Origin of the sequence: Providencia sp. Je.9.19, assembly GCF_051129765.1 — a bacterium.
In the GTDB taxonomy this organism is placed as follows: Bacteria; Pseudomonadota; Gammaproteobacteria; order Enterobacterales; family Enterobacteriaceae; genus Providencia.
Window position 1 is genome coordinate 41,477 of the sequence record NZ_JBCPSS010000004.1, and the last position, 17,632, is coordinate 59,108.

The window sequence follows — 17,632 nt, forward strand, 5'->3', positions numbered from 1 at the left end:
TATCCATTAAGCCTTAGGCTTTTTAGCGCCGTATTTAGAACGTGCTTGTTTGCGGTCTTTAACACCTGAACAGTCAAGTGCACCGCGAACGGTGTGATAACGCACACCTGGCAAGTCTTTAACACGACCACCACGGATAAGAATTACGGAGTGTTCCTGCAAATTGTGGCCTTCACCACCAATGTAGGAAGAAACTTCATAACCATTAGTTAAACGAACGCGGCATACTTTACGTAATGCTGAGTTTGGTTTTTTAGGTGTGGTTGTATATACACGAGTACATACACCACGTTTTTGCGGGCAAGCTTCCAGCGCTGGAACGTTGCTTTTCACAACTTTCGAGCTACGGGATTTGCGTACCAGCTGATTAATAGTTGCCATTATTAAAAAAGCTCCTGATTTTTTGCTTCGTAAACACGGATTTCGACCTCGTTCGCCAACATGACGATACACGAGGACGCGAAATTTTATGGCTGACTGGCTCAGGTGTCAAGAAATATACAACTTTTAATGCCTTTATAGCGAAAAATGTTGCTTATGTGCTGCCGTTAGCCTCACAAAACCTTGATATGTGACTAACGAAACAGTATTTGAAATGATATTTTGCAGTCCACGAGCATTAACATCTGCATCCAAGACATAAATTTGAGCCCCTGTGTTTTGTAAATCGCAAAGATACTTCGATTGCTCAACGGCTGCAATAACGCCATCTTGCATCAACAAAACAACATCTTGGTGAGTGATTAAACGCAGTATGGCAGGAAAATCACACTTAAACGGGGATGTAGCTATAGTATAAAGCATAGAAAAAATCCTGCTAGAGGTCAAAATCCAAATATCTGATTAAATTTTTATGACGGATTTAAAACTTCAGTACCACATCACAAGCAGCCATTTTTTCTCTAATTTGGGCTGCGTTTAGAATTTGAGGAGAAACGACCCAATTGCTGTGTTCACTGATACCTCGTTCTTGTAATGAGTCAGCGCACAGATAAATCTTATCAATGTCATACAGAGGTAGTATTTTAAATGTCGAAATATAATCTCTGGCTAAAATTTCATTCGTTTTTTGATTCGCCAGTATTTGGCACACACCATCAGAGATAAAAAACACACTAATTTCTTCAGTAATAGCAGACGTTGCCAATAAAGCATCTAGCCCTTCTCGCCCACTTGCATTACCGTGTGGCATTGTTGTAAAGACAAAAGCACATTTTTTCACTCGACACCTTAAATTACAACTTACTAATTACATTGATTATACGATGACTTAAAATTGTATCGTTCTGTCGGTTGTCATCATAGCTTCTGCTAGGCTTCCCAGTCCACTCATCATGAAGCCATCACTTAAATTACTGGCTGATAAAGACAGCATTTCAGCCTGTTCAGTATCGGCAACACCCCGGCGCAATGCAGCAGAAACGCAAATGTGCATTTCACAATCAGCGCGCTTTGCAAGCGCTTGCCAACCTTGAACTAAATTAAATTCGTCAGTTGCTGGTGAAGTGAGGCTATTGGCATTTAGAACACCATCGCTATAAAAAAACAATGTTTTCAGGCGATGCCCTTCCTCAAGAAGAGCATTAGCAAATTGATAGGCACTCGCCGCTTGCTGAGTGCCATACGCAGGCCCCGTGATTAACAAACAATATGTTAGTTGAGTGCTATTATTCATTCTTGAATTGACGGATATACAAGTAAACAGTGTGCTTAGAAATATTCAAACGATCAGCCACTTGGTTAATCGCATCTTTAATATCAAATATCCCTTTTTCATATAGATTTAACACAACTTGTTTATTTTTCGCATTGTTTGAAACGTTGCGATCCCCACCCACTTCTTCAATAGTATATTCCAATGTTTGAGCAACAAGGTCATCAACGGACGAAGCGAAATTAACATCTGATGTAATTTCTTGTTTTTCTTCTGGCACAAAAGATTTAATAATTTCTGAAAATGGAACATCCAAATTCATATTAATACAGAGAAGACCAATAACACGTTGTTTTTTATTACGAATAGCAATAGTTACCGATTTCATTAAATCGCCACTTTTTGCTTTAGTAAAATAGGCCTTGGAAGCATTCGAATCTTCATCTGCCATATCATGAAGCATTCTTAATGCGAGGTCGGTAATTGGCGAGCCTATTTGACGACCTGTATGCTGACCATTAGCTATTCTCACCGCTGAACGTTGTAGATCTTCCAACGAATGAAGAACAATTTCACAATGCCCACCAATGAGCATGGCGAGACCATCAACCGCAGCTTCATAGGATTTTAAGATTTCGTGGTCGGTTTCAGTGAACGGTTGGTTATCTAATATATTAATATCGCTGAGATCATGTGGTTGTATAGAATCTGACATTTTAAACATTGTCCTTCTAATATAAAAAATTCATCAAGTTGACTAATGAGGCATTCATTATTCGACTAATTTGCCTTCATTGAATCGTGCATAGTCAACAAACGTGATGATAAAGAATAAAATTGAATACATTGAAGTTAAAACTACGAAGCGTCGCAGTCAAGTGAATGAATGCAAGAGAGTATGTTTTATCACAAGTTTTAAACAAATTAAGCTGTTTTTTATACAATGTGAAAATAATGAGATTATGCGAGGAGCACGATTAAATCCATCGTTCTACTCATAATATGTAAGATATAAAAATTAATATACTAGAAACGAATAGACTTAAAATAAAGATTTAGCCTTCGAGCGACCTTCAATTTTTATCGATATTAAAATAATAGAATCTAATGACAAAAACCCAGATTAGCTCTGGGTTTCAGCATATATGACAATCTAAAAAGCTTATTTGCTTGCTGGTTTGATATCTAATAATTCAACATCAAATACTAAAGTAGAGTTTGCAGGGATACCTGGAACACCATTTTCGCCATAAGCTAAGTCAGCTGGGATAACTAACTGAATTTTTCCGCCTTTTTTCACATTTGCCAGACCTTCAGTCCAGCCTTTGATCACTGAGTTCAATGGAATTGTCAGTGGTTCATTACGTGAATATGAGCTATCAAATTCAGTACCGTCAATCAATGCACCTTTGTAATGAACCACAACGGTTTCATCTGCTTTAGGTTTTGCGCCAGTACCTTCTTTTTCGATTTTATACAATAAGCCTGATTTGGTTTTAACTACGCCTTTTTCTTTAGCATATTTTTCGCGATACTCAGCACCTTTTTTCTCATTCGTTGCTGATTCATCTTTCATTTTTTTCTCAGCGGCTTGTTTCACTTGCCCTTCGAATTGGCGAAGCGTTTCTTCAACTTCTGCATCACTCATTTTGCTTTTACTGTTAAATGCATCTTGAACACCAGCCAGTAATTGAGCTTTATCAAGATCAATGCCAATTGTTTTTTGTTCTTCAAGTGAGTTTTGCATATAGCGACCTAAAGAGGCACCTAATGCGTATGCATTACGTTCTTCAGCATTTTTAAATGCACTATTTTCTGCTTGTGCTTTGGTTTCTGCGGCCATTACTTGTGGTGCTGCAAAAGTAAGTGCTAATGTTGTCGCTAGAAGGCTTGCCTTAAACAATGATTTCATCCTGATCTCCGATGATTTTTATTCGAGTATTTAATATTCGAGTATTTAATTTTATTGGTACCCCCCTAATTATACTTAGAGGTCAGCTACCATTAGTATAGATAATTATAAGAACTTCTTAGACAACATTAACAAAAAGAGGTTTCAACGCATATCTCTTTAACTAAAACTTATCTATTGATTTGTAATGTTCGGTTATTATGATGTTTTTTTATAACAATAAACCACAAGGAGCGTCTAAAATGGACTCATCTGACACTTTTGAACAGCGCCTAGAGCTTTTAGAAAGTAAAATTGCCTTTCAAGAATTAGCGCTTGAGCAACTCAATCAGGTTATTACTGAACAACAAATGCAAATGAGCCGAATGCAAGAACACTTACGTGTTGTAACTGATAGACTAAAATCTTCTCAGTCATCCTTGCTTGCAAGGCCTGAAGAGGAAACACCGCCACCTCATTATTAATTTAATGGGGTGATAGTCATTCACTCGTTAAATTGCAAAATCGTCTGGTATTTCTAAGTATTATAATTGTAGATGAAAAAAGGAAAGCCGAGGCTTTCCTTTTCTCTAAACAAAAACTAAACCCTAGCGAATCGCTAAGGATTAGTGACAGCCGCAGCCGCCTTGTTTTTTACCGTGACCTTCGCCACCGCAACCACCTTCTGAACCGTGGTCGTGACCGTGGCCACCGCCGCCACAACAACCGCCTTCTGAACCGTGGTCATGACCATGACCACCACCGCCACAACAACCACCTTCGTGATCGTGATCATGGTCGTGGCCGTCAGCGCCATGTACGTGGCCATGTGCAATTTCTTCTTCTGTTGCTTCACGGATAGCCATGACTTCAACATTAAATTTCAGATTTTGACCTGCTAACATGTGGTTACCGTCAACGATAACTTCATCGCCTTCAATCCCTGTAATTTCAACAGGAACTGGACCCATGTCAGTATCAGCTAAGAAACGCATACCAACTTCTAACTCTTCAACACCCATAAAGACATCTTTAGGGACACGTTGAACTAAGTTTTCATCATATTGGCCATAGGCATCATCGGATGCAACTTCAACATCAAAATGTTCGCCAACAGCACGACCTTCTAATGCTTTTTCCAGACCAGAAATTAAAGAACCACGGCCGTGTAAGTAGTCCATTGGCGCACTTGCTGGCGACTCATCAACTAAAACACCATCTTCTGTTCTTACCTGATAAGCTAAGCTGATTACCAAGTCTTTTGCTACTTTCATGACATCTCCTACATACCCGAGAAGGGAAAAATTTTGCTATATTGTACCGGAAAACAATTGTGCTGTATTGAGATTTGACAAAATTCTCTTACTCTGGTGTAAAAATACCAATGACTTTTTCTTGTTTTCTGACATGCTCCGTTGCGCCCTCATCAGCTTGTCTTTGCTGATCGCCACAATTAACACATTCAACAACATCAATTTTATCTTCTCGCCACATCATCAACGTATCTTGTGACTGGCATTTAGGGCAGGTTGCTCCTGCAATAAAACGTTTACGTGTTGAAGCCATTTTTATACCCTTGCGGTTTACTATTCGCGTTATTTCTCGTTATTCCAGCTATGTGGCTGTCGGTGTTCCCTTAACATTTCTTTTTCGAAGAGCTCATTTAATTCACGACGCGCCTCTTTGATACGAGAAATTTGCCCACTGTCACTATTTTCATTCTCAGGAATAATATCTCTTAGCATACGCATATCAAGGCGACGAAAATGCTGTTTCGCCCGATAAGCCTTATGAGGATGCATACCAATACTAACTAATGCCTTACTACCCAGCTCAAGTGCGCTCGAGAAGGTTTCACGACTAAAATCTTTTACACCGCTTTGTAATAGTTCATGCGCTTCAAGTCGCCCTTTAGCGCGAGCAATAATATGCAAGTTAGGGAAATTTTCCTGACATATTTGTACTATTTCCATCACTTCTTCGGGTTCATCACTCGTTATAACAATCGCCTTCGCTTTATCTGCGCCCGCTGAGCGTAATAATTGTAACTCTCGTGCATCACCATAATAAACGGTATAGCCATAACGTCGCATCGTACTGATTGCCGTAACATCTTGTTCGAGAACAGTAATTTTCACTTTATTCGCCATAAGTAAGCGGCCAACCACTTGTCCCATACGCCCAAATCCGACCAAAATGACGTGAGGATCATTATCTTCAACAAACGGTTTTTCACTCGATGATGATTGTTGATTATAACGATGGTTGAGATAAGCATCTATTAGTTGCATCACAAGAGGCGTAGTCATCATCGAAAGTGTGACCACCACTAATAACAGGTCCATTTGCATTTCGTCGATCACTTTAGCTCCTGATGCGGTTGCTAAAATAACAAATGCGAACTCCCCGCCTTGACTCAGTACCCCTGAAAATTGCGCTCTTGCACCACTGCGTAATCGGGCTGCCAAGCTGAGACAATAAAGTACTAACGCCTTCACCGACACGAGCACAGCGACCGCAATCAAAACTTGAGGTAAGTATGACCAAAGTATCTGTAAATTTAATGACATCCCTACTGAAATAAAAAATAATCCGAGTAATAGTCCTTTAAAAGGCTCAATATTAATTTCAAGTTCATGACGAAACTCGGTCTCTGCTAACATTACACCCGCCATAAAAGTGCCTAACGCCATGGAAAAACCAAGGCTTTCCATAATGAGCGCAGACCCAAGTACGACAAGTAGCGCCGCCGCCGTAAAAATTTCATGCACTCCAGATTTAGCCGCTAATCGAAATAATGGGCGTAGCAAATAGCGTCCGACAATCCATAAGCCTGCAAACGCAATCACTTTTAAGCCAATTTTATACCAATCACTGCTACCTGTATCGCCCGCGAGTAAAGGGATCAGCGCCATAATTGGGATGACAGCCATATCCTGAAAGAGTAAAACTGAAAAGCCAAGCTGCCCACTTTCTTTATTGGACATGCCTTTTTCATTCATCAACTGCAATGCCATCGCCGTCGATGACATTGCCATGCCAAGGCCACCGACAACCGCAGCTTGCCATGAAAATTTAGCCAACAATAATAACCCGGCCATGATTGCAGCAGTGACTACTACTTGAGCCGTACCCACACCGAAAATGGAGCGTCTGAGTTCCCAAAGTTTAGACGGTTTAAGTTCTAACCCAATCAAAAACATCAGAAAAACTACACCCATCTCGGAGAAATGCAAAATATCATCAACGTTATGAATAAAGCCAAGAACAAACGGACCAATCACAATACCAGCAAGTAAATAACCCAGTACCGCTCCCAAACGGATTTTCTGGGCGATGGGCACCATCACCACGCCCGCACAAAGAAATAAAATGATGGATTCAAATAAATTCAGTTGTTCCATCAGGACAATCCCCCAGGGCTTAACGGTTGCTGCATCCATTGGCGATAGCCGTCAATGTGCTGCTGAAAATGCGCTGTAGACTGTCTGCGCGCGGCATAAATAATATTGGGCTCTAACCATTGCATATCACACATTGCTGCGGTTAATTCAAATGGGCGCAGTATTTCAGTTAATGGGTATCGATTAAAACCATCGTGCTGATAAGCATCTTGGGATTCACCCGTCGTAATAATAGAACGCCAATATTTGCCTTTTAATTTTTGATACCCCATATCGGTCGCAAAACGACGAGTTAATACCCGGTCAAACCACTCTTTTAAAAGAGCAGGACAACTATAAGTATAGAGAGGATGTTGAAAAACAATCACGTCGTGCAAGCAAAGAAGCTTTTGCTCAGCGGTAACATCAATAAAATAATCAGGATAAATTGCATATAAATCATGAACAGTCACGTGGTCAAGACCGCTCAAGGAATCCAGTAATGCTCGATTTGCAACAGACTCATCAGAGTCTGGGTGAGCGTAGACCACCAATACTTTCGGCGGATTTGACATCTTTCCCTCCTCAAAGGCGTGTCAGACGGATCATTTTCCGTTACCATGCAGCCTGCTAAACATATTCAGTTTTACGCTCAATAAATTTAGGTGATTTGCTTTTCAACTCGCACCTGATATTTTGAGGGTATTCATTATTTAATTTAACATATTTTCAATAGACGGTTGCTATGATTGTTTTCTCTTCACTACAAATTCGCCGAGGTGTACGTGTTCTGCTGGACAATGCAACCGCGACTATCAATCCGGGTCAAAAGGTCGGGTTAGTTGGTAAAAACGGCTGCGGAAAATCGACACTGCTTGCGCTTTTAAAAGGCGAATTACAAGCTGAAGCGGGTTCTGCAACCTTCCCTAGCACGTGGTCATTAGCTTGGGTTAATCAAGAAACCCCAGCACTTGATGTTCCCGCCCTCGAGTATGTTATCGATGGCGATCGCGAATATCGTTCACTTGAGAAAAAACTACAGCAGGCCAATGAAAAAAATGATGGCCATGCCATTGCAACTGTTCATGGTCAACTAGATGCCATTGATGCGTGGACAATCCGTTCAAGAGCGTCAAGCTTGCTGCATGGTCTGGGTTTTAGCCAAGCACAATTAGAATCACCCGTTAAGTCATTCTCTGGTGGATGGCGCATGCGTTTAAACCTTGCGCAAGCCCTATTGTGTCGCTCTGATTTATTGTTACTCGATGAACCTACTAACCACCTTGATTTAGATGCCGTAATTTGGCTTGAAAAATGGTTAAAAAGCTATACAGGTACGTTGATTCTAATTTCTCATGATAGGGATTTTCTTGATCCTATTATTGATAAAGTGCTGCACATTGAGCAAGAAAGTATGTTCGAATATACGGGCAATTATTCTTCGTTTGAACGCCAGCGTGCGACCAAGTTATCTCAACAACAAGCTTTGTATGAAAGCCAACAAACTAAAGCTGCGCACTTACAAAGCTATATTGACCGTTTTAGAGCGCAAGCGACTAAAGCAAAACAAGCACAAAGCCGAATTAAAATGCTCGAAAAAATGGAGATGGTTTCTCCTGCGCTTGTGGATAATCCATTTCATTTTACCTTTCGAAAACCAGAAAGCTTGCCTAATCCATTACTAAAAATGGAGAAAGTCAGTGCCGGTTATGGTGAGAAAATAATACTAGATTCAATTAAATTAAATTTAGTACCGGGCTCTCGTATTGGTTTACTCGGACGAAATGGTGCCGGTAAATCAACGCTAATAAAACTGCTTGCCGGTGATTTACAGCCATTACACGGCGTTGTCTCCCTAGCAAAAGGCATTAAACTAGGCTATTTCGCCCAGCACCAACTTGAATACTTGCATCCTGAAGAGTCACCTTTGCAGCACCTTGCTAGATTAGCGCCAAAAGAAACAGAGCAGCAGTTGCGTGATTATTTAGGCGGATTCGGTTTTAAGGGCGACCAAGTTACCGATCCGACTCTACGTTTTTCCGGTGGTGAAAAAGCACGTTTAGTTTTGGCACTTGTAGTTTGGCAGCGACCAAATTTACTGTTACTCGATGAACCAACTAACCACTTAGATTTAGAAATGCGTCAGGCACTTACCGAGGCCTTGATGGATTTTGAGGGTGCTTTGGTTGTGGTATCTCATGATAGGCATCTATTGCGCTCAACCACGGATGAGTTCTATTTAGTTCACGGTGGTATGGTTGAGCAATTTGATGGTGATTTAGAAGATTACCAGCAGTGGCTCGCGGAACAAAATAAAATAGACCTTCAGCAAGCCCGTGATATTCAAGATAAAGATAAACCCGTAAGTGTTTCGACTGTGACGGCTCAAGATAAAAAAGATCAGAAACGTCGCGAAGCTGAATTCCGTCAAGCCACTCAACCTATTCGTAAAAAAGTGACTGAGCTTGAAAAGAAAATGGAAAAACATTCAGCAGTTCTCGCTGAATTAGAAAGTCAGCTTTCTGATGCCACCATTTATGAACAAGCTAAAAAAGCAGAACTAGCAGATTGTTTGAAAAAACAAATTGAACATAAATCTGCACTTGAAGAAGTAGAAATGGAATGGATGGAGTTACAAGAACAGCTCGAGGAAATGACGACGAGCTTCGATACTAATGCTTAACTAATTAAAGAGCCAGAGCAAATTGATCTGGCTCTTTTTATTCTATTCGCTAGCCGTCTTAACGCACATCACATAGTACATCCCATCAATTATTTCAGTGCCTTCGGTTTCATGTTCAAAACCTGGAAATTCACTATCCCAAGCCTGAAGGCTACGTAAATAACCAATATGTGGGCTATGTTTATCACCAAAACTTTCACCTGATAACAACATTGGAATACCCGGTGGATAGGGAATAATTGAGTTTGCAGCAATTCTCCCCGCAAGTTTGTCTAAAGGAACTGCTTCGACACGATTAGCCACAATTTCTTGATAAGCGGCTCGGGGACTCATCATCACTGGCGGTAATTCAGAATAAGCTTGGTTCAATTGGCTACCGGGGTTATTTTTTTGTAAGTAAGCGAACATTTTATCGCCAAGATCACGTAACCCCATTTCACCATAGACTTCAACAGCACTCTCAACCACTTCAGGCAATACTTTTTTCAATGGTGTGTTGTTATCATAATTACGTTTAAACGATAGCAACGCATTGACCAAGGTGCCCCATTTACCTTTGGTGATCCCCATTGAAAATAAAAACATAATTTGGAAATCAGTAGTACGGGTCGGAACAATACCATAATGATTAAGCCACGCAGTAACTAATGCAGCAGGAACGCCAGTGTCTAATAATTTACCATCATCACCCATTCCTGGAGACAAGATACTCACTTTTATGGGGTCTAGCATCGCCCAGTTAGCCGGAATATCTTTAAAACCATGCCATTTATCAGCAGGATCCATCACCCAACAACTTTGCTCTTTCATCAATAATTCAACAGGTGCGTCTTCAAATGCATAACGTTTTCCCGTTGCTGGATCTTTCACCATTTCTTGATTCCATGGTTTAAAAAACCATTCATCATCATTGATAAATTCTTTATATAAATAGGCCAAAGATTGGCGAAAATCGATAGATTCACGAATTACTTCATCCGTAAGTGAACGCCCACTATTACCGTCCATCATATCTGCCGCGATATCATTTGACGCGCAAATAGCATACAGAGGAGAAGTGGTTGCATGCATATGGTAGGCTTGATTAAATCGATTGAAATCTATCGCGTTACGGCCATTTCTTACATGAATAAAAGAAGCTTGTGATAATGCATTCAATAGTTTATGAGTGGAGTGAGTGGCAAAAATAGTAGGTTCATCATCACTTCGAGCTTCATCTCGCATTGCAAAATGATCGTGATAAATAGGATTAAAGCGTGCGTAACCGTACCATGCTTCATCGAAATGAATTCTATCCAATGATTTATCTAGCAAATTTTGCACTTTGCGTGCGTTATAGCAAACTCCGTCATAGGTACAGTTTGTCACTACACTATAAGCGGGTTTCTGTCCGAGCTTATCTGCGGTTAACGGGTTTTGTGCAATTTTAGCTGCGATCGATTCAGGAGACATTTCTTGTGGGTAAATCGGGCCAATAATTCCGTATCGATTACGACTTGGGATCATATAAACTGGTTTTGCCCCAGTTAAAATTAGCCCTTGTTCAATAGATTTATGACAATTGCGGTCAATGATCACCACATCATCATCGGTCATACAGGCTTGCATGATAGTTCGATTAGAACCCGATGTCCCCACAACGACTGAGTAAGATTGATCAGCCCCGAAAATACGCGCAGCATTTTTTTCACACTCACCAAAAGCACCGGTATGATCGAGCAGTGAACCAACCGCAACACGTTCTATACCAATATCAGTGCGAAATAAATTTTCACCAAAAAAATCATGATAAATACGGCCTGCTGGCGTTTTAGTAAATCCAACACCGCCCTGATGACCGGGTGCTGCCCACGAATATTCATGAACATCACTATATTTAATCAAACTTTTCATTAATGGTGGTAATAATTGAGCGCGGTAACGCTGAATAGCGGCCAGAACGCGGCCTGCAATAAAATCGGCAGAATCTTCTAAAATCCACGCAAATTCATCAACTTGTTCCATCATTTTGCGGTCAAAAGCCACCAAAGCTTCTTCACGGTCGCTCAGTAAAAATACCGGAACATCTTCTTGTCTGCGATGTAATTGAGTAATTAACTGATTAGCTTGAACTTGCTCGCCTTTATCGGACATATCTCGTCCATATAATAAGCAATCAATACTGGTATTTGAGCGAATATAAGCGAGCCCATCTTCAAAATCTCGAATGATAACGGTTTCCACATGTTCATCATTTAATTCGCTAGCGAGTCTTGCAACCGCATGGCTAATAACAGAATCATCATCCGTTAGTTCCGTATAGACTATCAGTGCTCGCATTAATCATTCCTCATTTAACTATTTGAAATTTAAATCCTTACCGTATCAGTATTAACGTAAGTAAGGTTATTTTGCAAAATTATAAGTCGTCATAAGCCAGATATAGCACATTATTTTATAGCAAACCTATTCATCTAACCGATTAATTACAATTCTTGCATTCATAACCAATGATTTCGCTTTAGCTTCACGTCTTTGTAATAACGCCATAAATAGTAAGTCAGTTAAGGTATTTTGTGCCGTTCTCGACGAGATAGACGAACTGCGCCATTCATTTTCTTCGGCAATACTTTCTAAAATATAATCAGATAATTGTGCAAGCGGAGACTGACGAGAGCGGGTAATCGCCACCACGCAAGCACCTTGCTTACGCGCAATATTTGCCGCTGTTAGCATGTCTTTACGTTTACCTGAAAAAGAAATAACAATTTGTGTATCATTCGGATTTAACGTCAAGGCTGCCGCGATTTGGACGTGATGGTCAGATTCAACTAATGTGGTAATACCTATTTTTTGTAATTTATAACTCAAATCTTTTGCTGTTAGTCCTGATCCACCAATACCAACAATTTGAACTCTGTTTGATTTATCAATGATATCGACAATCTTTTCGAACTGTTTAAAATCAATGTGCTTTGTGGTTTCTGTAATGGAATGATTTTTTTCCATTGCCAGTTTTTGTGCCACCACCATCAAATTATCTTCTTGTGCAATTCGATTATGTAACGCGATATGAGGATTAGCTTCATTTAGTTGTTGGCGACCAATAATCTCGCTGAGTGCAAGTTTAAGTGCGGGATATCCCTTCACCCCAACTTTTTGACTAAACTTAACAATAGCAGACTGACTGATATCCAGTATCTCTGCCAATTGTTGTGACGACAAATTCAAGACTTCTTCTGGTTTCTCAATAATAAATTGTGCAATTTTACGCTGATTTTCAGCTAATCGCGGCAATAAGTAAGTAATGGTATCGAGTAATGTCATTCAAGCTCCTTATTGTTTATACATAATTATTGTTGAAAATAAAAAATAAATTATTCCTTTAATAACAAGCTCATTACTTATTTAAAATCATTCATATTCAATAAGTAACAAAAAAAATCACCATTACTATTTAAAAAATATTCTTCCATACTGACAAATCAGAATAGATAGCACCGTGATCGAAATCACACCAAAGGAATAAATAATTCCTTAATATTGCCACATTAATAGATTTAGGAGCAATTTTTTATGACCATTGATTTAAGTAAGATGGTAACTGAGAGCCGTAATCAGGCGAGCACCAATATTGACCAACTTTCCACTCTTGAGATGCTGCAAGTTATCAATAATGAAGATAAGCAAGTTCCTCTCGCCGTTGAAAAAGTATTACCTGAAATTGCTCAGCTCGTTGATAAAGTCGCCGACGCCTTTTTAAACGGTGGCAGACTAATTTATTCAGGTGCTGGTACTTCTGGTCGTTTAGGTATATTAGATGCGAGTGAGTGCCCACCAACGTTTGGTACGCCTCATGAACAAGTCATTGGTTTAATCGCAGGTGGTCATCAAGCTATTTTTCGTGCTGTAGAAAATGCCGAAGATAAACCCGAAATGGGCGTGCAAGACCTAAAAGATATCCATTTTAGCAATAAAGATATTTTAGTCGGCATTGCCGCAAGTGGGCGCACACCTTATGTTTTAGGCGCTATGGCCTACGCTCGCTCAATTGGCGCAATCACTGCATCAATTAGTTGTAATCCAAACAGTCCGGTTTCTAATGCCGCAGATATCGCCATTACACCGGTAGTTGGTGCTGAAGTTGTCACAGGTTCATCACGAATGAAAGCCGGCACCGCACAAAAATTGGTACTGAACATGATTACTACCGGTGCCATGATCCGCATTGGAAAAGTATTTGGTAATTTGATGGTCGATGTTGAAGCCACTAATGCCAAATTAATTGAGAGACAAACTAAGATTGTGATGGAGGCAACTGAATGTGATAGAGAAGCTGCTGAATCTGCATTACAACAATGTGATAGACACTGTAAAACAGCAATTTTAATGATCTTATCAGGCTTAAATGCAGATGAGGCACGCCAATTGCTCAGTAACAACAAAGGTTTTATTCGTACTGCACTCAATATTGCTAAATCCACCGCCTAACGTGCGCAATGAGATGAGATAAAAAGCATGGCTAAAATAACAAAAGAAATGATGCTGCAGATCCTGCAACTAGTTGGTGGTAGTCATAATATCAAGCAATGCGGTAATTGCATGACTCGCTTACGTTTGACATTAAACAATGACCAACTTGTCGATAAAGCTGCAATAAAACAGGTTCCTGGTGTACTCGGTGTAATTGAAAGTGATGAACAATTACAAATCGTACTCGGCCCAGGAAAAGCACAAACTGCCGCTGACCTAATGAATCATATCATTGAAAATGATGAAGATGCTGATATCGCGTCGTCAGCTCCAACACAAGATCTTAATGAGATAGCCTCAGCAAACAAACAACAATTAAAAAAGAAACAAACAAGTGCAGTTCATCGTTTTCTATCCAAATTTGCGACTATTTTTACGCCATTGATCCCCGGTTTTATCGGCGCAGGTTTGCTTATGGGGCTCGCTTCGCTGTTAAGCTTACTCCTCGCAAATGAGAATCTATTTCCGCCCGACTCCCAACAACTTGGTTGGCTAAAAAGCTTAATCGCTTATATGGCCGTATTCGGGAAGGGATTGTTTACCTTTATGGGTATTCTCATTGGCTATAATGCACAAAAAGCTTTTGGTGGTAGCGGTGTTAATGGTGCCATTATTGCCGCATTATTTCTGTTAGGTTATGACCCAGCGGCAACTAAAGGCTTCTACTCCGGTATGACAGACTTCTTTGGCTGGTATATCGACCCAAGAGGCAACATTATTGGTATTTTGATTGCCTGTATTTTCGGCGCTTGGGTTGAAAAACAAGTACGTAAAATTATCCCAGCTAATCTTGATATTATTCTGACATCAACTATTACATTACTAATAGTTGGAGCCGCGACATTTATTTTCATCATGCCAATTGGTGTTTGGTTATTTAACGGCATGTCATGGCTATTCATGCATTTAAATGGTAATCCAATAGGTACTGCACTTCTTGCTGGTTTGTTCTTAATTGCAGTAATGTTTGGTGTTCACCAAGGTTTTATCCCTGTCTATGTAGCGCTTGTCGAAACCCAAGGGTTTAACTCACTATTCCCGATACTTGCCATGGCAGGTGCTGGACAAGTAGGCGCTGCACTTGCGCTTTATATGAAAGCTAAAAAAGGCTCAGTGATCCGCAGCCAAATTAGTGGTGCACTTTTCCCAGGGTTCTTAGGTATTGGTGAACCATTAATTTATGGTGTTACATTGCCTCGTGTTAAACCATTTATCACAGCGTGTTTAGGTGGTGCTGCCGGTGGTTTCTTTATCGGTTTAATTGCTTGGATGGGCTTACCTGTTGGGCTTAACACTATATTTGGCCCTTCTGGACTGATTGCAATTCCATTAATGACTTCAGCACAAGGTGTGCTTGCAGGTATGGCAGTCTATGTTGGCGGTATTTTAGTGGCCTATGCCTGCGGATTTTTATTCACCTATTTATTTGGTAGTAAGAATATCGATTTAGATTAATTCGTAAAATGTTTTTAACTAAAGGCAGCTATTACGCTGCCTTTTTAGATTTTATTCATTCACATTGACCGCATAATGACTTAGGTATATTTCAGCCTACTGTTACCATTCTATTCCAACCAAATCAACGGAACACACAGTGCAGTTAATAATCCCATCACCAAATTAAAAATAAACCATGCACGGCGACTGCGTAAAAACAGTCCGATTAAAGAACCAAACCCCATCCATATCAGCCCAGCAACAAAATTTACAATAATAAATGCAATACTCATTATGATAATTGACTCAGTAAAAAGCTCGCCCGGTAAGCTGAAACTCCCCACTGCGCCTAAACCCATCATCCATGCTTTTGGGTTTAAAAACTGCAATAATCCCCCTTGATACCAAGTTACGCTTTTTACTGCTTCGCTATTTGTCTTAAGTGGTGCATAATTCGCAGTTGCTGTTTTCCATGCTAGCCATAACAAATAAATGCTACCAGCTACTTTTAATATCACATGAATGGCTGGATATAACAGCAAAAGCGCTGCAATACCAAATGCAGACAAATAAAGTATGGATTGCATGCCAAGCATAATTCCTAGCAATAATGCGATACTACGACGAAAACCCGAATTGGCAGCACTGGATGTTAATAACATATTGTTAGGGCCGGGTGTCACCGCCGCAATGAATAAAAACGTAAAAAGAGAAAAAATAAGCCCCAGTGTCATTTATAATCTAATCCTCAACTTAAACTTGCACACTTGCATCACAAAAAAATAACAGTATGTTATGTGCCTCACAAGAGTTCTAAGAAATTAAATAAGGCTATGTCAGAAAATTTCCGTCCTATCAATTGGGCTAAAAATCCACATCTCCAAACCTTATTGCCAAGGATTTTTCGTCGAACGCCGAAAATCAAACCGACTTGGCAACGACTAGAATTGCCCGATGGCGATTTTATCGATCTCGCTTGGAGTGAAAAACCTGAGCTGGCAAGCCATAAGCCCCGCTTAGTTATTTTTCACGGCCTAGAAGGGAATTTTAAAAGCCCTTATGCACACGGAATGCTTGAAAGTGCGCAAAAACAAGGCTGGCTTGGTGTTGTTATGCACTTTCGAGGTTGTAGTGGTGAACCTAATCGTCAAAGCCGAATTTATCATTCAGGTGAAACCAGTGATGCACGCTATTTCTTACATTGGTTAAAACAAACTTGGGGCAATGTGCCAACAGCGGCGGTCGGTTACTCGCTTGGGGGCAACATGCTAGCCTGTTATCTCGCTGAAAATGGTGAGAATGCTGACCTTGACGCCGCGGTAGTTGTCTCCGCACCATTAATGCTAGAAGCCTGCTCTTTACGTATGGAAAAAGGTCTCTCACAGTTTTATCAGCGCTATTTATTGAATGGTTTGAAACGCAATGCAACGCGTAAATTGGTGCGCTATCCGGGGTCTTTACCATTGAATTTATTGCAACTGAAACAACTCAAACGCATTCGTGAGTTCGATGATGTCATTACTGCACGCATTCATGGATTTGATGATGCAACGGATTACTATCAAAAATGCAGCGCATTACCAAAATTGTCGCAAATCACCAAACCAACGCTGATTATTCATGCTAAAGACGACCCATTTATGGCTCCCGAAGTTGTGCCTGACTTAAGTCATTTACCCCATAACATTGAATACCAAATGACAGAACACGGTGGCCATGTTGGTTTTGTTGGTGGTAGTTTTAGAAAGCCACAAATGTGGTTAGAAACACGAATTCCTCAGTGGTTAGCACCCTATTTAAATGAGCAAAAACAATGTTAATCCCTTGGCAAGAGTTAGCCCCCGAAACACTTGATAACCTAATAGAAAGCTATGTGTTACGCGAAGGCACTGATTACGGAAGCCATGAAAAAAGCTTGCAAGATAAGGTTGATGATGTGAAACGCCAGTTAGTTTCTGGCGAAATTGTGCTAGTCTGGTCTGAACTGCATGAATCAATTAACTTCATGCCTAACAACCAATTCCGCCCGTAAACCCGCTTCGTTCGCTGTTTATTAAAATAGTGGCCAAAAG

19 protein-coding genes are annotated in these 17,632 nt (G+C 40.3%); 6 read left to right on the plus strand and 13 right to left on the minus strand.

Going from position 1 to position 17,632, the window contains the following annotated elements:
* Positions 1-6 precede the first annotated feature (6 nt).
* From rpsL to fkpA, 6 genes are all read right to left on the minus strand, one after another.
* Positions 7-381: a 30S ribosomal protein S12 gene (gene rpsL / locus AAZR93_RS14855; RefSeq protein WP_004923923.1), complete on the minus strand. Its 375-nt coding sequence runs from the start codon at positions 379-381 to the stop codon at positions 7-9.
* Positions 382-516: 135 nt separating this feature from the next.
* A complete protein-coding gene (tusB, locus tag AAZR93_RS14860; RefSeq protein ID WP_294111056.1) occupies positions 517-804 on the minus strand; it encodes a sulfurtransferase complex subunit TusB in 288 nt (95 codons plus the stop codon).
* A 58-nt stretch (positions 805-862) separates the two neighbouring features.
* Entirely contained in the window at positions 863-1,222 is a 360-nt protein-coding gene (gene tusC, locus AAZR93_RS14865) for a sulfurtransferase complex subunit TusC (RefSeq protein ID WP_294111053.1), read from the minus strand.
* A gap of 48 nt (positions 1,223-1,270) precedes the next feature.
* Positions 1,271-1,675, minus strand: coding sequence for a sulfurtransferase complex subunit TusD (gene tusD / locus AAZR93_RS14870; protein ID WP_434720266.1), 405 nt, complete (start codon positions 1,673-1,675; stop codon positions 1,271-1,273).
* Positions 1,668-2,369, minus strand: coding sequence for a helix-turn-helix transcriptional regulator (locus AAZR93_RS14875; RefSeq protein WP_294111047.1), 702 nt, complete (start codon positions 2,367-2,369; stop codon positions 1,668-1,670). The genes tusD and AAZR93_RS14875 overlap by 8 nt, the downstream gene beginning before the upstream one ends.
* A 447-nt stretch (positions 2,370-2,816) precedes the next feature.
* Positions 2,817-3,566 (minus strand): FKBP-type peptidyl-prolyl cis-trans isomerase, encoded by a 750-nt coding sequence (fkpA, locus tag AAZR93_RS14880; RefSeq protein WP_294111044.1) that lies wholly within the window; start codon positions 3,564-3,566, stop codon positions 2,817-2,819.
* 242 nt (positions 3,567-3,808) lie between these two features.
* Between fkpA and AAZR93_RS14885 the strand changes: the two genes are divergently transcribed.
* Complete coding sequence (locus AAZR93_RS14885; RefSeq protein ID WP_294111042.1) at positions 3,809-4,030, plus strand: SlyX family protein; 222 nt, start codon at positions 3,809-3,811, stop codon at positions 4,028-4,030.
* A gap of 141 nt (positions 4,031-4,171) precedes the next feature.
* Here the strand turns inward: AAZR93_RS14885 and slyD are convergent, their stop codons facing one another.
* From slyD to kefG, 4 genes are all read right to left on the minus strand, one after another.
* Positions 4,172-4,819, minus strand: a complete 648-nt coding sequence (gene slyD, locus AAZR93_RS14890) for a peptidylprolyl isomerase (RefSeq protein WP_294111039.1) — start codon at positions 4,817-4,819, stop codon at positions 4,172-4,174.
* Positions 4,820-4,907: 88 nt separating this feature from the next.
* The gene (locus AAZR93_RS14895) at positions 4,908-5,111 is read right to left on the minus strand and encodes a YheV family putative zinc ribbon protein (protein WP_294111036.1); all 204 of its coding nucleotides are present in this window, start codon (positions 5,109-5,111) and stop codon (positions 4,908-4,910) included.
* Between the two features lie 29 nt (positions 5,112-5,140).
* Complete coding sequence (gene kefB, locus AAZR93_RS14900) at positions 5,141-6,949, minus strand: glutathione-regulated potassium-efflux system protein KefB (protein ID WP_294111031.1); 1,809 nt, start codon at positions 6,947-6,949, stop codon at positions 5,141-5,143.
* On the minus strand, positions 6,949-7,503 hold the full coding sequence (gene kefG / locus AAZR93_RS14905) for a glutathione-regulated potassium-efflux system ancillary protein KefG (protein ID WP_336431082.1): 555 nt from the start codon (positions 7,501-7,503) through the stop codon (positions 6,949-6,951). Before kefG ends, kefB begins: the two co-directional genes overlap by 1 nt.
* A 170-nt stretch (positions 7,504-7,673) precedes the next feature.
* Here kefG and AAZR93_RS14910 point away from each other — a divergent pair, with 170 nt between their 5' ends.
* Positions 7,674-9,611 (plus strand): ABC transporter ATP-binding protein, encoded by a 1,938-nt coding sequence (locus tag AAZR93_RS14910; protein ID WP_294111028.1) that lies wholly within the window; start codon positions 7,674-7,676, stop codon positions 9,609-9,611.
* Positions 9,612-9,653: 42 nt separating this feature from the next.
* On the opposite strand, the gene adiA is transcribed toward AAZR93_RS14910, so the two are convergent.
* Together adiA and AAZR93_RS14920 are read right to left on the minus strand one after the other, a co-directional pair.
* Positions 9,654-11,930 (minus strand): arginine decarboxylase, encoded by a 2,277-nt coding sequence (gene adiA, locus AAZR93_RS14915; protein ID WP_434720267.1) that lies wholly within the window; start codon positions 11,928-11,930, stop codon positions 9,654-9,656.
* Positions 11,931-12,056: 126 nt separating this feature from the next.
* The gene (locus AAZR93_RS14920) at positions 12,057-12,917 is read right to left on the minus strand and encodes a MurR/RpiR family transcriptional regulator (protein ID WP_294111021.1); all 861 of its coding nucleotides are present in this window, start codon (positions 12,915-12,917) and stop codon (positions 12,057-12,059) included.
* A 249-nt stretch (positions 12,918-13,166) separates the two neighbouring features.
* Between AAZR93_RS14920 and murQ the strand changes: the two genes are divergently transcribed.
* Together murQ and murP are read left to right on the plus strand one after the other, a co-directional pair.
* On the plus strand, positions 13,167-14,081 hold the full coding sequence (gene murQ / locus AAZR93_RS14925; RefSeq protein WP_294111018.1) for an N-acetylmuramic acid 6-phosphate etherase: 915 nt from the start codon (positions 13,167-13,169) through the stop codon (positions 14,079-14,081).
* 27 nt (positions 14,082-14,108) lie between these two features.
* Complete coding sequence (gene murP, locus AAZR93_RS14930; protein WP_294111015.1) at positions 14,109-15,578, plus strand: PTS N-acetylmuramic acid transporter subunit IIBC; 1,470 nt, start codon at positions 14,109-14,111, stop codon at positions 15,576-15,578.
* A 110-nt stretch (positions 15,579-15,688) separates the two neighbouring features.
* Here murP and AAZR93_RS14935 read toward each other — a convergent pair whose 3' ends face one another.
* Positions 15,689-16,294, minus strand: a complete 606-nt coding sequence (locus AAZR93_RS14935) for a LysE family translocator (protein WP_294111012.1) — start codon at positions 16,292-16,294, stop codon at positions 15,689-15,691.
* A gap of 99 nt (positions 16,295-16,393) precedes the next feature.
* Here AAZR93_RS14935 and AAZR93_RS14940 point away from each other — a divergent pair, with 99 nt between their 5' ends.
* Together AAZR93_RS14940 and AAZR93_RS14945 are read left to right on the plus strand one after the other, a co-directional pair.
* On the plus strand, positions 16,394-17,380 hold the full coding sequence (locus AAZR93_RS14940) for a hydrolase (protein ID WP_294111010.1): 987 nt from the start codon (positions 16,394-16,396) through the stop codon (positions 17,378-17,380).
* The gene (locus tag AAZR93_RS14945) at positions 17,374-17,592 is read left to right on the plus strand and encodes a YheU family protein (protein ID WP_294111007.1); all 219 of its coding nucleotides are present in this window, start codon (positions 17,374-17,376) and stop codon (positions 17,590-17,592) included. Before AAZR93_RS14940 ends, AAZR93_RS14945 begins: the two co-directional genes overlap by 7 nt.
* Positions 17,593-17,632: the final 40 nt, after the last annotated feature.